The sequence below is a fragment of the Nevskia soli genome (assembly GCF_903970205.1).
GTDB lineage: Bacteria > Acidobacteriota > Terriglobia > Bryobacterales > Bryobacteraceae > Bog-113.
In genome coordinates this window covers 1-14,040 of the sequence record NZ_CAJCHS010000086.1, presented here as the reverse complement: position 1 = coordinate 14,040, position 14,040 = coordinate 1, and the positions used below count along the sequence as shown (strand labels likewise).

12 protein-coding genes are annotated in these 14,040 nt (G+C 58.5%); 6 read left to right on the top strand and 6 right to left on the bottom strand.

What is annotated here, in order from left to right:
* Positions 1 to 684, bottom strand: a 684-nt coding sequence (locus H1Y01_RS04365) for a choice-of-anchor tandem repeat GloVer-containing protein (protein WP_367399763.1), incomplete at its 3' end; no start/stop codon positions are given.
* A 213-nt stretch (positions 685 to 897) separates the two neighbouring features.
* On the opposite strand from H1Y01_RS04365, the gene H1Y01_RS04360 reads away from it, so the two are divergent.
* Positions 898 to 1,143, top strand: coding sequence for a hypothetical protein (locus H1Y01_RS04360; protein ID WP_180539051.1), 246 nt, complete (start codon positions 898 to 900; stop codon positions 1,141 to 1,143).
* Here H1Y01_RS04360 and H1Y01_RS04355 read toward each other — a convergent pair.
* Positions 1,117 to 2,292: a class I SAM-dependent rRNA methyltransferase gene (locus H1Y01_RS04355; RefSeq protein WP_180539050.1), complete on the bottom strand. Its 1,176-nt coding sequence runs from the start codon at positions 2,290 to 2,292 to the stop codon at positions 1,117 to 1,119. The genes H1Y01_RS04360 and H1Y01_RS04355 overlap by 27 nt on opposite strands.
* 82 nt (positions 2,293 to 2,374) lie before the next feature.
* On the opposite strand from H1Y01_RS04355, the gene H1Y01_RS04350 reads away from it, so the two are divergent.
* The 5 genes from H1Y01_RS04350 to H1Y01_RS04330 all read left to right on the top strand — a co-directional run bounded on the left by H1Y01_RS04350 (position 2,375) and on the right by H1Y01_RS04330 (position 9,606).
* Entirely contained in the window at positions 2,375 to 3,448 is a 1,074-nt protein-coding gene (locus H1Y01_RS04350; RefSeq protein WP_180539049.1) for an alpha/beta hydrolase, read from the top strand.
* Positions 3,449 to 3,653: 205 nt separating this feature from the next.
* Positions 3,654 to 4,694, top strand: a complete 1,041-nt coding sequence (locus H1Y01_RS04345; protein ID WP_180539048.1) for a poly(ethylene terephthalate) hydrolase family protein — start codon at positions 3,654 to 3,656, stop codon at positions 4,692 to 4,694.
* A 234-nt stretch (positions 4,695 to 4,928) separates the two neighbouring features.
* The gene (locus H1Y01_RS04340; protein WP_180539047.1) at positions 4,929 to 8,387 is read left to right on the top strand and encodes a TonB-dependent receptor; all 3,459 of its coding nucleotides are present in this window, start codon (positions 4,929 to 4,931) and stop codon (positions 8,385 to 8,387) included.
* The gene (locus H1Y01_RS04335) at positions 8,384 to 8,788 is read left to right on the top strand and encodes a DUF1801 domain-containing protein (protein WP_219341257.1); all 405 of its coding nucleotides are present in this window, start codon (positions 8,384 to 8,386) and stop codon (positions 8,786 to 8,788) included. Before H1Y01_RS04340 ends, H1Y01_RS04335 begins: the two co-directional genes overlap by 4 nt.
* Positions 8,789 to 9,267: 479 nt before the next feature.
* Positions 9,268 to 9,606, top strand: coding sequence for a cupin domain-containing protein (locus tag H1Y01_RS04330; RefSeq protein ID WP_180539045.1), 339 nt, complete (start codon positions 9,268 to 9,270; stop codon positions 9,604 to 9,606).
* Here H1Y01_RS04330 and H1Y01_RS04325 read toward each other — a convergent pair.
* From H1Y01_RS04325 to H1Y01_RS04310, 4 genes are all read right to left on the bottom strand, one after another.
* On the bottom strand, positions 9,578 to 10,822 hold the full coding sequence (locus H1Y01_RS04325; RefSeq protein WP_180539044.1) for a flippase: 1,245 nt from the start codon (positions 10,820 to 10,822) through the stop codon (positions 9,578 to 9,580). The two genes, H1Y01_RS04330 and H1Y01_RS04325, sit on opposite strands and share 29 nt — an antisense overlap.
* A gap of 23 nt (positions 10,823 to 10,845) precedes the next feature.
* Complete coding sequence (locus tag H1Y01_RS04320; RefSeq protein ID WP_180539043.1) at positions 10,846 to 12,390, bottom strand: S41 family peptidase; 1,545 nt, start codon at positions 12,388 to 12,390, stop codon at positions 10,846 to 10,848.
* Positions 12,356 to 13,351 (bottom strand): D-alanine--D-alanine ligase family protein, encoded by a 996-nt coding sequence (locus H1Y01_RS04315; protein WP_180539042.1) that lies wholly within the window; start codon positions 13,349 to 13,351, stop codon positions 12,356 to 12,358. Before H1Y01_RS04315 ends, H1Y01_RS04320 begins: the two co-directional genes overlap by 35 nt.
* Positions 13,352 to 13,353: 2 nt before the next feature.
* The coding region (locus tag H1Y01_RS04310) for an amino acid--tRNA ligase-related protein (RefSeq protein WP_301331911.1) at positions 13,354 to 14,040 on the bottom strand (687 nt) is incomplete at its 5' end.

The following is a 14,040-nucleotide window of genomic DNA, read 5'->3' as shown; positions in this document are numbered from 1 at the left end:
GAAACTATGAAGAGTAGTCAAAGTACCCGCAGGTGTTATCCGAAACACTGTGCCGCCTCCTTCCGCGCCGGTTCCACCGTAGAAGGTCGTGCCGTAGAGATCGCCATTTGCGGTCAGCAAGAGGCCGCCGTAGGGATTCAGGCCATCGGGGCAGCCACTTAGTGCGCAGAAGCTATAGATCGGCGAAAAGGCGCCACGCGGACTAATTCGATAAATCGCGCCCGAGCCGTAGACGCCTCCTCCATAGGTGGCGCCGTAGAGATCGCCATTTTCACCTTCGACGAGCCCGGCGGACGCGTACGCGCCGTCGGTGCACAGAGGTTGAGAGCAGAAGCTATAAAGCGTCGTTAGTACGCCGGTAGAAGTTATCTTGAACACCGTTCCAGCTGAATTAGCGCCGCCATTCCAGGTTGTCCCGTAGAAGTCACCACCCGTCGCTTGGACGACCCCTGCATAGGGCGTACTGCCGTCGGGGCACCCGGCTTCGGTACAGAAACTGTGTAATGTGGTCAGCGCGCCACCGGCGGATATCTTGAAGACCGTGCCGGCCCCACCAGCGCCTCCGGCGGACGTGGTCCCGTAAAAGTCTCCGTCGAGGCCTTGAACGAGTCCTGCCCAAGGCTGGGAGCCGTCCGTTTGATCGAAGCTTGCCAGTGTGGTGACAGTCTGAGCGGACAGCGCCATAGTCGCTGCAACGCAAATACCTAGTCTGCCGAAAGTAGTAGCGATTCGAGTCACCAAGGATTCCCTCTCAAACACTTCTGAAAGTCTCGCGGGCTGGCAGACCTGGCGGTCCCTACCGCTGCACGGCTGATTGTAGCGCCACTGGGCTGGCCTCAGCATGCGCACTTACGGGAAGTCCCAACCTCCCTCGGAATCTGCCATTATGTACTCAGGATGGCTCGCGGTTGGGAGAGTAAATCCATCGAATCGCAGCAGCAGGCTGCGGACGACCGCACCGCCGCTCGTGCTCCCGTGACCGATCTCGAACAGCAGATGCACGCGCTCGAATTGTCGCGCACCCGCATCCATGCCGAGATTGCAGCCAGTTCCAATCCCCGGTTCCGCGCGCTGAAGCAAAGGGCGCTCGATCACCTGGATACCCAGGTTGCCGCCTTACAAGCCGGTATCTTGAAACACTAAGCACTTCAAGTACATGGTTTCGGGCACGGTAAGTAAGATTGGGTGATCGCTTGCCTGGGTGCGGCGTTCCAAAATCCGGAGCTTGCGGCCGGTCTCGATGGAAGCTTCGGCCACCGCCTCCAGGAAATCCGCTTCGCTCACGTGGTGCGAGCAGGAACAAGTAACCAGAATGCCGCCTGGGGAGAGTAGGTTCAATGCGCGCCGATTCAGGTCTTTGTACGCGCGCGCGGCGGCTTCCTTATGCGAGCGGCTCTTCGCAAAAGCCGGCGGATCGAGCACGATGGTATCGAACCGGCGGTGTCCCGCGGCAAACCCGGCCAGGGCTTGAAACACGTCAGTCTCCCGGAAATCAATGTTCGCGATCCCGTTAGCGGCCGCGTTGGCGCGGGCCGTTTCGATGGCCGCCGCACTGGAATCCAATGCGTCCACGCGCTCGCACCGCTTTGCGAGATGCAGCGCGAATCCGCCCGTCGACGTGAAACAATCTAAAGCCCGTCCGCGCCCGTGCCGCGCCGCCGCGACGTAGTTTTCCCGCTGATCGAGAAAAATCCCCGTCTTCATTCCGTGAGTGAGATCCGCGCGTAGTTTGAAACCGTTCACAAAGATTTCCACCGTGTCCGGGATGGTTCCGCTGAGGACCCGCTTTTCCAGAGGCAAATCTTCTCGCGTCCGGACCGGCGAGTCGTTGCGCGCCAGTATCCCCGCCGGTTTGAATAGGCCGGTGAGCCCAGCCACGATATCGCTCGTGCAGCGCTCCATGCCTTGATTCATAGCCTGTAGGACGAGGTAGCTACCATATCGATCGACGATTAGTCCCGGTAGTGAATCAGCCTCCGCGTAGATCAAGCGGTAAGTATCTAACGCGGGTTCTCCAAGTAAAGCAAACGTACTCATTCGAAAGTCGAAGGCGGTTTGGAGCCGATTTAGAAAGAATTTTTCGCCAACCTCTTCGATGTTCTGTGAGAGTATTCGCAGTGCGATCTGGGATGAGTCACTGTAATGGGCGATTCCTAACGTTTGACCGCAGACTACCGTTACGACCTCCCCACCGCGGGCATCGCCGACTTCGATGAGGTCGCTTTTGAAGATCCAAGGATGGCCCGCGTTGACCCGCGCTGCGGCCCGACGCGAGATTCTAATGAATTTCATGTAAGTTCTATTGAAATCTTTCCCGTTATCCGCTACTATCCTTTTTCCGTAATACCCGTGACAACTTAAGGACTACCCCTTCATGAACACCAAACGCGTCATTTCCATCACAACTGTGGTCCTTGCAGCCACCAGTTTCACCTTCGCGCAAACGCCGACAGCGCCTCCTCAGCCCTCGTGGGGACCGGGAAGCGCTGACTACGCCTTTAGCGTGATCCAGACGTACGGGCCCTACACCGTTTCCTTCGGGTCGGACCAGACTGACAGCTACTACATCTATCAGCCCTCGGGGCCCGTTCCGGCATCCGCGCCCGCTGTCCTCTTCCTGCATGGATACGGGGCAGATAGTCCGCAGTCGTACCAAATCTGGATCAACCAGCTGGTGCAGAAGGGCTACACCGTAGTGTGGCCGCTCTATGACCAGGGAGCGGCTGCGACGTTCGTCAACCACGAACTAGCGGATTGGACCGATGCTCTGAACCGGATCGCCGCAAGTCCGAACATGATACCGGTTGCCGTCGATCAATCCGGAGTGATGGAGGCCGGGGTTGTCGGGCACTCGGCCGGCGCCTTCACCTCGTTTGCGCTGGCCGCGCTGACCGATCAGCCGGGGAGCGGGCTGCCTCCGTTCCGTGCGATCGTCGCAATCGAGCCGGGACAAGGACAGATTCCGACCTACGACCTGTCAACCATACTTCCCACCACGGCGGTGATCATCGTTGTCGGTGACGAGGACAAGGCAAAGCGGCGCTGTACCGCGTCTCAGATTTGGGGGGTGCTCCCGTCGACCACGGGCAACGGGCGCAACTTCCTTGAAGTAATCAGCGACGCGCGCGGTACTCCGCAGCAACTGGGAAATCACTACTTCTCGCTAACCGACACGAATCTGGACACGGTGCCTCCACCGACTAGTGTTGACGATCGCGATTACAACGTGAGCTGGAAGCTGAGCGTCTCGGCGCTAAACTGTGCCATCAAGGGCCTCCAGTGCGATGTCGCCTTCGGTAACGGCAATTCGCAGCAGATCACCATGGGTAACTGGAGCGACGGAACGCCCGTGACACCGCTGCTTTATGTGTCCGACCCGGTCACTCAGTTCCAGTCGGACTGCCAAAACGGGGACAGCGTACCTGACCAGTTCGACGCGCCTTACTAACCCGTCGTCGTAGCCGAAAACACCGCTTGCTGACACGCGCGGCTCTGTAGACTCAGTGGGTTACAGAGCCGAGACGTAAGTGTAGACCGAAACGGTTTCACATTCGAACCGCCCCTCCTTTACTACTTACCCTTGAGTTCGCCTCGATCGTGCGAACTTTGCACGCGCTGTCCGGGAATTCACGCCCGTTTTATGGAGTGTCACTATGTACATCAGCCGAGCTTTACCCTTGGTGTCTCTAACGCTGGGCGTTGCCCTCAGCGCGATGGCCCAAACCCCGACTCCGCCGCCTCAGCCGAGTAGCGGGCCGGGCGGGAGCACCTACGCTTACCCCTCTTATCAGCAGTTCGGGGCTTATTACGTCAATCCCAGTAAAGAAAAACCATACGCGAGCTATTATATCTTCGAGCCGGTGGGGTCGACTGCGACCGCCTCGCTGCCGGTCGTCCTCTTCCTGCACGGATACCTGGCTGGACTGGAGGGCTACACGGTTGGGGACAGCCCTTCGAATTACATTTACTGGATCGAGCATATTGTCCGCAACGGCTATACAGTGGTTTTTCCAACTTATGACGCCACTCTATCGCCCCCTGAATTCTCGGAAAGCATCGTAAGCGCATGGGAATCGGCGCTCTCGCGGTTGAAAACGGGCAAAGGCGGTCTGATCCCACCCAGGATCGACGGGCTCGGAATGCAAACCGTATTCACGGGCCACTCGATGGGAGCTTATCAATCGTTTGCGGTAGCCCAGTCGCTGACTACAAATCCCGTGGCCGGAGTTCCGGTTCCAAGAGCGATCGCAGCCTTCAATCCCGGTCTCGGGAACACAGGAACGCTGCAGATAGCTCTCTCGCAGATTAGTCCGTCCATTAGTGTGGTCCTGACGGACGCGGATGAAAATATCCCGGACATACCCACGGCTCAGTCGATCTGGTCGTCAATCGGAACGGCGATTCCGGCCGCAAATCGCGACTTTCTGGAGGTAATCACCGACTCGCATGGTTCGCCCGCGCAGCTCGGTAACCACTGGTTCCCGGATACGAACGGCCTTGAGGATAGTGATTCCGGGGTAGATAACCGCGACTACAACATTACCTGGAAGTTAAGCGTCGGTCTGTTCGACTGTGTACTCACAGGGACCAATTGTTCCTATGGTCTAGGCCACGGCTCCGCCAATCAGATCAACATGGGTGTTTGGAGCGACGGTACTCCGGTAAAGACCCTCATTCTGCAAGATTCGAACTAACGCATGGCTTCGAGCCGGCGAATTCTGTCCTGCGTTTTGGGATTCGTGGAGAACATACGCATCAGGCTCTCTCCGGTGAAGCCCTGGACGATATAGAGGTGCCACGCGGCTGGGTTGGCGTTCAGCTAACCGCGCCGCGTGATCCGCACCGAAACAGCATACTCCCATTTGTGTTAGTCTCTTGAGATTCATTCACGAATCGCCGCGTCAGCGATCCGTCCTTGGGGGGTTCTGATGCACACTAGCCGTTCAACGCTTGTTCGACTCGTCCAACGCCGCGCGGGCGCAGCCCCGATTATCGCGGCTCTAATATCCGCTCCATTCACGGCCCAGCTATGGGCCCAAGACGCCACGGGAAGGATCGCGGGCAATGTAACCGACCCGAGCGGGGCTGCCGTGGCCGGCGCGAAGGTGGTGGTGACCGATCTCGGGACACAGACGGCGCGCGAGACGAAAACGGATAAGTCGGGCCATTACCAGGTGCCGCAGCTCCCGATCGGCAGCCATTATGAGATTTCAGCGGAAGCCTCAGGATTCCGCCGGACCATCAACCGCCCGGAAGCAGTGCTCGATATCAATCAGACGTTGCGCGTGGACTTAGTGCTTTCGCTCGGCTCAATGAGCCAAAGCGTCACCGTTGAGAGCGTGGCCAGCACGGTCGAAACCACGAATGCGGTCGTCGGCGGCGTGGTTAGCGGGCAGGCGATCTTTGAGCTTCCATTGAATGGCCGGAACACGCTCGATCTGCTGGCTACCCAACCCGGCGTGACGGCCAGTAATCCCGACAATGGCGGAGCGGGCGCTTATAGCATTGGCGGACAAAGGACGGACTCCGTAACATATCTGCTCGATGGCGGCAACAATAACAACCTGCTGAGTAACGGAATCGTGGTCAACCCCAATCCTGATGCAATCGCAGAATTCCGGGTACTTGAGAGCGACTACGGCGCGGAGTACGGCCGCAATGCCGGAGGCATCGTCAGCGTGGTAACCAAGAGCGGCACGAATCAGCTGCACGGAACCTTATACGACTACCTGCGCAATGAAGACCTGGACGCCAACCTATTCTTCAACAACGAGCAGGGGCAGGCCCGGCCGATCCTGAAACGCAACCAGTTCGGGGGCACCGTAGGCGGACCCATCATCATCCCGAAAGTATTGAACGGCAAGGACAAGCTTTTCTTCTTCTTCGCTTATGAGGGTCAGCGGCAGTCCCAACTGTCGCAAGCAGGCAAGGTGAACACATTTACTCCGGCTGAGGCCGCCGGCAACTTCTCGCAGGCGGTGAACGGCGGTCCGGACCCGAACGTGGTTGCCTTTCTGCAGAATAATCCGTATTACCAGTCCAACCCGGCTCTCGCGGCGCAGGCCATTATCGACCCCGCCGCAATCGATCCTGTTGCCGCGAAATACTTCCAGCTCGGATTGATCCCCACCTCGCCCACCGGTTACTTATTTCCGGAAGCCAGCGCGACGAATAACTACAACGAGTATCTCGGAAGAATGGACTACTACGTCACGAACCGCGACATCGTGAGTGGAACCTTCACCTCGCAAGCTAATCCGCTGATCAACCCCTTTCCGTTCGCGAACGTCGCGGGTTATTCGGATTCGACAAATGTCACAACCTATTTTGGGAGTGTCACCTATACGCACACGTTCACTCCGAGTCTCTTGAACGAATTCCGGATCACGGCGCAACGGCACAATAACCTGCAGGACGAGCCGCTCGGCCCGAATGCCTCGGCGACCCCGGCCGTCCTCGGTATCGGAGTTACGCCGGATCAGGCGACCGGACCCACGTTGTTGGGTTTCTACGGAAGCAACTTATCGATTGGATACAGCTATCAGGGCCCGACCGCGCTGATCGATAACACTTACGCATTCTACGACAATCTGTCCTGGACCCGCGGCCGCCATTCGATGAAGTTCGGATTCTACTTCTCGCCTTACCAAAACAACACGACTTACGACTTCATCGTCGACGGAATCTTCTCGTTCTACGGCCCGGGAACTTCGGTGGGTTCCGGGACGGATTTTGCTGACTTCCTGATGGGCAATCCCGATGAATATACGCAATACGGCCGGGCGCCGTCGAATATCCGTTCCCACCAATACGCGGCCTATGGCCAGGATGAGTGGCATGTCACTAAGAACCTGACTCTGACGTTAGGCTTGCGCTACGAATACGCCGAGCCTAAGTTCGATACACAGGGCCGCACTTTCTCGCTGATACCCGGTGATCAGTCGCAGCGGTTCCCAAATGCCCCGACCGATCTCGTTTTCCCCGGCGATCCCGGCGCGCCGAAAGGATCGAACTTCCCCGACAAGAACGACTTTGCCCCGCGATTCGGCTTCGCCTGGGATGTATTCGGTGACTCCAAAACCAGCCTGCGCGGAGGTTTCGGCGTGTTCTACGACATATTGAAAGGCGAGGACAACCTTCAGTTCAACGGGCAGATTCCCTTCGCCAGTTTCGCGGATATCTACTTCAGCCCGCCTAACCCGAACTCCGGTCAGCCGGAGAGCCCCCTCAGTCAGACGTTTCCGGCCGCCGGAGCGATCAATCCGTTCCCTTCGAGGCCACCGGCGTCCGATGTCAATTTCGCTGATTCAGGCTTCCTGCCGTTCGGCGGCAGCGCCGTCTTCTTTGTCGATCCGCACTTGCGAACCCCTTATGTCTATCAGTACAACATGTCGCTGCAGCACCAATTTGCATCCACAGTGGTTGCGGAGTTGAGTTACGTAGGGTATGCCGCGCATAAGTTGACCGGACTCATCGACCAGAACCCGTTCATTCTCGGGACCAACACGCGGTTACTCAATACGACAGTAACGAACTTCAGCTATCTGGATACCTTCGAGAACATAGGCGACGCCAATTACAACGCGCTGCAGGCATCCTTGACCAAGCGCTTCGGCGGGACGCCCAGTTCCTACTTCTCGAATTCGTTCCTGCAGGTTTCCTATACGCTGGGACACGAGCTGGATAATGTATCCGGGTTCCGGCAGCGGAACTCTTTGGTGCCTTACTACGAACACGACGCGTTTTATGCGTCAGGCGACGCCGATGTTCGCAACGCGTTATCGGTTTCGGGCGGTTGGGAGCTGCCTTTCGAAAAAATGTGGGAGGGCGGACCCAAGCTGCTCACCAAAGGCTGGTCGCTGTATCCAATAATGCAATGGCACACCGGATTCCCGCTCGATGTATTTGCCGGTTTGGATACGACTCCCAGCGACCCCGGACCCTCCGGGGCGGGCGACGCGGGCATCGTACACGCGGACCTGGTGGGTTCGAGCGTCGGGATTCTGAATCCGCAGAATTACCAGTCGATCAATGGAAGCTCGGGCAATTACTGGTTCAACCCCGGCAATTTCTCCAACTCGCGTTTGCTTATGTTAGATGGTATTGCTTCCACGAATGCGGCGGGCCTGAACGGGCAATACACTTACGGAACGCTCGGCCGGAATGCCTTTCGCGGCCCAGGCTATGTGGACTTCGACCTCGCCGTCGCGAAGCACTTCTACATTGGCGAGAAGTTCGACACCGAATTTCGGGCCGATATGTTCAACGTCCTGAATCACGCGAACTTCTCGAACCCCGACCTTACGATCACGGATTCCACGTTCGGGCAGATTTCAACGACGTTACCTCAGCGCATTATTCAACTTGCGCTGCACTTGCGGTTTTGAAGCCGGGATCCCAGCGACTTACGGCGGATGAACTGGCTAGTTTTCTAGCCCCGTTTAGCTCTGTGGCGAGGTCGCTTTGCATCGCCTCGCGCGACGCCGTGCTCAAGGTTTTCCCGGACGCAATCGAGACAACCGGGCGCAAGGAATTGGGATACGGGTTCGACCGCGGTTACAAAGGTCTGGTGTTTGTGATTTCAATGAAGAAGAACGGCGTCAACCTCGGCGTGGCGCAAGGAGCCACGCTCGACGATCCCGACTGCCTTCTCCGGGGGACTGGAAAAGTCCACCGGCACGTGGAGATTCTTGACTCCGCCGCACTTTCCGATCGGGCTTTGAAGGAACTAATGGCGCGCGCCGTCGCCAGGAAGCGCAGTAGCTTCGGCCATCCGGGTGGCGCCTAAAGATCGCTGCTGCAGATCGACGGGCAGCTATGCTTCTCAAAACTAGGTTCCGACAGACACGCCGCTTGGTAAGAGGTTCGACACCCAGTTTCGGGCCGGCATGTTCAACGTCTCGCACCACCCAACGACGCTACCTCAGCGCATCACTTTAACTTATGCTGCACTTATGGTTCTCAGACACGCGATCCTGGAGACTCAGCGCGGGGCTCGTCACGAAACTGAGTACTTAGGCGTTTTCGACCCTGGGATGCCGAAAGCAGCGATGTAGTGCAGACCTACCGTGCTGAAACCGCACTGGCGACGTGACATTGATCAACTCAGAATAATGGGTTAGGCTAGTCTTTCCCTGTTTCGTGACGAACTTCGGTTAGCGCGAGCCCGTGTAACCCTCCCTTTCGGTCGGGCTCGGTATTGAGTATTATCGGCCGGGTTCGATATATGGGCGGCGCTAGCGTTAGGATGAGAGTACCGATTGTCAGATGTCACTCTTCCATATCTCGCAGACTGACCCCGGGCATGGCGCTTACTTTGAGTTCTTCCGGACGCCGGACCTTAGCTGTGGGGTCTATCGCCTCGCGGTTAGTCAACCTGACCTGCAAGAGCCGCACACGGAGGATGAGGTCTACTACGTTACCGAGGGCCGCGGGGTGATTCGCATCCTTGACGAGGATTTTCCGGTTGAACCCGGCAGCATCATCTTCGTCCCGGCACACGCTCCGCACCACTTTCATTCGATAGCCGTCGATCTCGTTCTTCTCGTCGTGTTCGGACCGGCGGAAGGCGCCGGCGCTATACGGGAGCTGCCAGCGGAACCGTAGCGCGCTGCTTCACGCGGTAAAAAATCCAAGCTCCGGCCATCACCCAAACCTCCACAGCCAGGCTTGTAATCGCGACCGCCATGGCTGGTTTCATCAATAGGAGCAGCGGAACCAGGACGACGAAATTGAACGCACCCGCGGAAAGTATGAGTCGCGACCACTCCTTCTTAAACCCCATTCCTAGCATGTAGTAAGTTGCATAGATCGAACCGATCGCAACCACCATCGGGATCGGTGACATCACCTGCAGCAGCGGTATGCTCGGCGTGAATTTCGGTCCGAATAAGATGCGGCCGACCAGCGGCGCGCCGAACAGCCACAACGCGGAGATGAAAGCGAAGGGCGCGGTCAGCTTCCACGTATGCCGCCGGATAAACGCCACGGCGCGTTCCGGTGACTCGGCGGACATGCGGCTGATGTGCGGGAAGATGGCCGTCGTCAATGGGAAGACAAGCGCTTTTCCGGCATCTACCAGACGTTGTGCGGCGCTGAAATAGCCGACATCCGCGCGGGATGCGACTAATCCCAGAACCACCGTGTTACTGCGTGTATAGAGAGTAATCGCGGCCGTCGAAATGAAAACGTGCCAGCCTTCCACGAGCGTTTGCTGTACTTCGGCCCAACTTACCGGCACTAATCGGGCCGTAGTCGCGCGCCGGAATCCAAGGTACCCCGCGATACCCGCCAGCAGCAGGCTTCCGGATTGAATTCCGGCGGCCATCAGATAATCGCCAGGGCCGCGCACAAGCAGAAACGTGGGGGCCAGACCGAGCAGGCGCGCGCCGACTTCGCGGTAAGTGATGTTCTCCATCTTCTCGATCCCCTGGAATAGCCACTGCGGGAAAATAACGTTCGCAATGACTACCAGGAATGAGACGAAATACAGTGCCGCATCCGCACGGAACATCGGCACCGTCGTCACGACTGCGCTCATGACGAACAAACTCCCCAGCATCAGAAGTGTTTTCGCGGCCATGGTTGCCGAGAAGATGCGCGATAGCTTCTCTTGATCGTCGCGATGTATCGATACCTCGCGCGTGGCGGTGAAGTTAAAGCCGTACTCAGTGACGACCTGAAAGTAAGTAACGAAGGCTTGCGCAAAAGCGATCGCGCCGAACTTCTCGGCTCCGAGCACGCGCAGTAGATAAGGGAAGGTAAACCAGGGCAGGATATAGCCGGCCGCCTGGATCCCGTAGAGCGAAAGAGCGTTTCGCACCACGGAACTGCGTAAGTATCGTTTCAACGCACAGCTTCGAGCGCGGCGCGGACTTGCGGGTCCGCACGCGCTTCGACCTCATCGCCTTTCTCCACGCCCAGCGTCTGATTGAAGATTTCCGCCTTCAGATGCATGCTAACGAAATCAAGAACACCGGCCCACTCGCCGATGCTTGGTTGAATGTTACGTGCTGCCGCAAATGCTTCGAACTGATCGAGCAGCGACGATGTTACTTCGAAGTTCGCATCTACCTTATGATCCCGTGAGTACTCCGTGGCGAAAGCTAAGAAGACACCGGAACCTTCCAGCACGATCTCCAACCGGTTCTTCCCGGCGGGTTCGACGATTTGGTCCGGCGTGATTCCCCCGCCTCCGCGAACCAGGCGGCCGTTGTCGGTCCGGAACTCCGTCTGCTGGTTCGGATGCGCGGCAGTCGCGGCGAGCGCGAAATCGCCTTCGTGAAACGGCTTCTGAATCGAGCGGCCGCTGGGCGTATAGTAGAGCGCGGTGGTCAAAGCCATTCCCGTCTTCTCGGCTAGGGGAAATACGCTCTGGACCAAGCCTTTTCCAAAGGTCGGCACGCCAACGATGGCAGCGCGGTCATGGTCTTGTAGGGCTCCGGCTACGATTTCGGAGGCGCTTGCCGTCTTCTCATTCACCAGCACGGCCACTTTGAACTTGTACGGCTGATTGGCGTAGGGAACTTTCTGATCCTGCGGTTCGGTCTTGCGTCCGCGAACGCTTAGGATCTTCTGGCCCTGCTCCAGAAACAGCGCGCACGTTTCCAAAGCGGCAGTCACCACGCCGCCCGGATTGCCGCGCAGATCGATCACGAGCCCTTTGAGTTTCGCTCCGCCGAGTTTCTCGATCTCTTCATGCAGCAGCGCGCCGGTCCGCGGTTCGAAACTAACCACGCGCACGTACCCGATACCCGGCTCAAGCATGTAAGCGCGATCCACGCTCTTCGTCTGCATCTCTTCGGGCACGAGCTTGAACTCGAGAAGGTTCGGTGTTCCCTGCCGGCGCACATACAATTGGGCAGGTTTCTGTTTCGCCTCGGTAAGCAGTTGAATCAACTGCTCGGGCTCAAGGCGATCCAGCCGGATGTTATTGACCGCGAGAATCTCATCGCCGGGCGCGATTCCCGAGCGGCCCGAAGGCGTTCCCGGCGTTACCTGCAGCACGATCACGCGGCCCGGAAGCACCGACACGATGGTGCCGAAGCCCTTGCTGGTGGAGCGTTCCATCTGCTGTAACTGTTCGAACTGGCCGGGATCGAAGAAGACCGAGTGCGGGTCGAGCCTGCGCAGCAACGCCGGAATCGCACCCTGATAGATGGCCTGATCCGGCGAAATCGGGTCGGCTTCATATGCCTGAGCGAGCGCGTAGACGTCGGCCATGCGCTTCATTTCGCGGATCAGGGGCTCATCGACCGGGGCCGAATCAGGCGGCACCGCGTTGGAGTGCGCGTCGGGCTTGTCTGCGGCGAACGAAGCTCCCGCGAACAACAGGCCCGCGAGCAGCAGCGCGGCGCTAAAGCGAAAAACGAGTGGCCTTCTTCTCGGCATGTCTCTCAAACGCGAGTTCGATCAGCCGCTCCACCAGCTGCGGGTACGCGATTCCGATCTGTTCCATCATCTTCGGATACATGCTGATGGAGGTAAAGCCGGGCATGGTATTGATCTCGTTGATAAACAGCTGATTGCGCCGATTATCGAACAGGAAGTCGACGCGCGCGAGGCCTGTGCAACCCACGACGGAGTAGCACGCCGCGGCAAGCGATTGCATCTGCTGCAACATCTCGGCGCTCATCTTCGCGGGCAAATCGAATCGCGCCTGATCGAGCAGATATTTGTCCTCGTAATCGTAAAACTCGCGCGACGGAAAGATCTCACAGGGCAGCGATACGGTGGGATTCCGATTTCCGAGGACGGCGATCTCCAACTCGCGGCCGGCGATCGTCTCTTCGACGATGATCTTGCTGTCGAACTCCGCGGCAAGCGCGAGCGCCTTCACCAACTCTTCGCGATCGTGCGCCTTCGAAATCCCGACAGACGAGCCAAGATTCGCGGGCTTCACAAACATCGGATACGGCAGCGCGGCCTCTATCCAGTCGACGCCCCGGCTCGCGGCGGTGTCGCCGCGGTAAACGGTCACCCACTCCGCCACCGGCAGGTTCGCCGCCGCGAACAGGCGCTTCATCATCTCTTTGTCCATCGAGACGGATGAAGCCAGAACGCCCGCGCCGACATAGGGAAGATCCGCGAGCTCGAACAGGCCCTGCACGGTTCCATCTTCACCGAAGGTCCCATGCAGGACGGGGAAGATCACGTCGATGTCCGGATGGGCGCCGGGAGTCGGCAGGATCGGGCCCGGATCCCAAGTGCCGTCTTTGTGGATGAGAAAACGGCGAACTTCGAACCGCTCCGGGTCCATTGCGCGGATCACCGACTCCGCCGAGCGCAGGGAAACCTCATGCTCGCCGCTGCGGCCGCCGTACACCACCGCGACGCGCGTTTTCTTCCCCATAGCTACGGCCGCAACCTGTACAACATGCGGGGGAACGCGATGGTCTCCCGCACGTGCTCCAACCCGCAAATCCATGCGACGCAGCGCTCAATGCCCATTCCGAATCCGCCATGCGGCACGCTGCCGTATTTGCGCAAATCCAGATACCAGTCGAACGCTTCTTTGGGAAGCTGATGCTCTTCGATTCGCTGGATCAAAAGCCCGGCGTCGTGAATCCGCTGGCCGCCGCCGATGATCTCGCCGTAACCTTCGGGAGCGAGCACATCGACGCCGAGCGCGACTTCCGGCCGGTCGGGATCGGGCGCCATATAGAAGGCCTTGATCGCGGATGGATAGCGGTCGACCAGAATCGGCCGATCGAACTGCTGGGTCAGGATGGTCTCGTCGCCGCCGCCGAAATCGCTGCCCCACTGGATTTCGCTACCATGCTGCTGCAGGATCTTGACGGCTTCGTCGTAGCTCAATCGCGGAAATGGCGAAGCGACCGCCTCCAGCTTCGACGCATCGCGTTCCAGCGTCTTCAACTCTTCGCGCTTCGATTCCAACACGCGGCCGACGATGAAGATCAGCATCTCTTCGGCGACGCGCTTGACCTCTTCCAGGTCCGCGTAGGCCATCTCCGGCTCGACCATCCAGAACTCGGTGAGGTGGCGCCGCGTCTTCGATTTCTCCGCGCGGAACGTCGGACC

Excerpts from the sequence above, each read along its gene's own strand:
- H1Y01_RS04345 (WP_180539048.1), top strand. The coding sequence starts at position 3,654 with ATGTACATCAGCCGAGCTTTACCCTTGGTGTCTCTAACGCTGGGCGTT.
- H1Y01_RS04320 (WP_180539043.1), bottom strand. The coding sequence starts at position 12,390 with ATGCCGAGAAGAAGGCCACTCGTTTTTCGCTTTAGCGCCGCGCTGCTG.
- H1Y01_RS04340 (WP_180539047.1), top strand. The coding sequence starts at position 4,929 with ATGCACACTAGCCGTTCAACGCTTGTTCGACTCGTCCAACGCCGCGCG.
- H1Y01_RS04360 (WP_180539051.1), top strand. The coding sequence starts at position 898 with ATGGCTCGCGGTTGGGAGAGTAAATCCATCGAATCGCAGCAGCAGGCT.
- H1Y01_RS04315 (WP_180539042.1), bottom strand. The coding sequence starts at position 13,351 with ATGGGGAAGAAAACGCGCGTCGCGGTGGTGTACGGCGGCCGCAGCGGC.
- H1Y01_RS04330 (WP_180539045.1), top strand. The coding sequence starts at position 9,268 with ATGTCACTCTTCCATATCTCGCAGACTGACCCCGGGCATGGCGCTTAC.
- H1Y01_RS04355 (WP_180539050.1), bottom strand. The coding sequence starts at position 2,292 with ATGAAATTCATTAGAATCTCGCGTCGGGCCGCAGCGCGGGTCAACGCG.
- H1Y01_RS04350 (WP_180539049.1), top strand. The coding sequence starts at position 2,375 with ATGAACACCAAACGCGTCATTTCCATCACAACTGTGGTCCTTGCAGCC.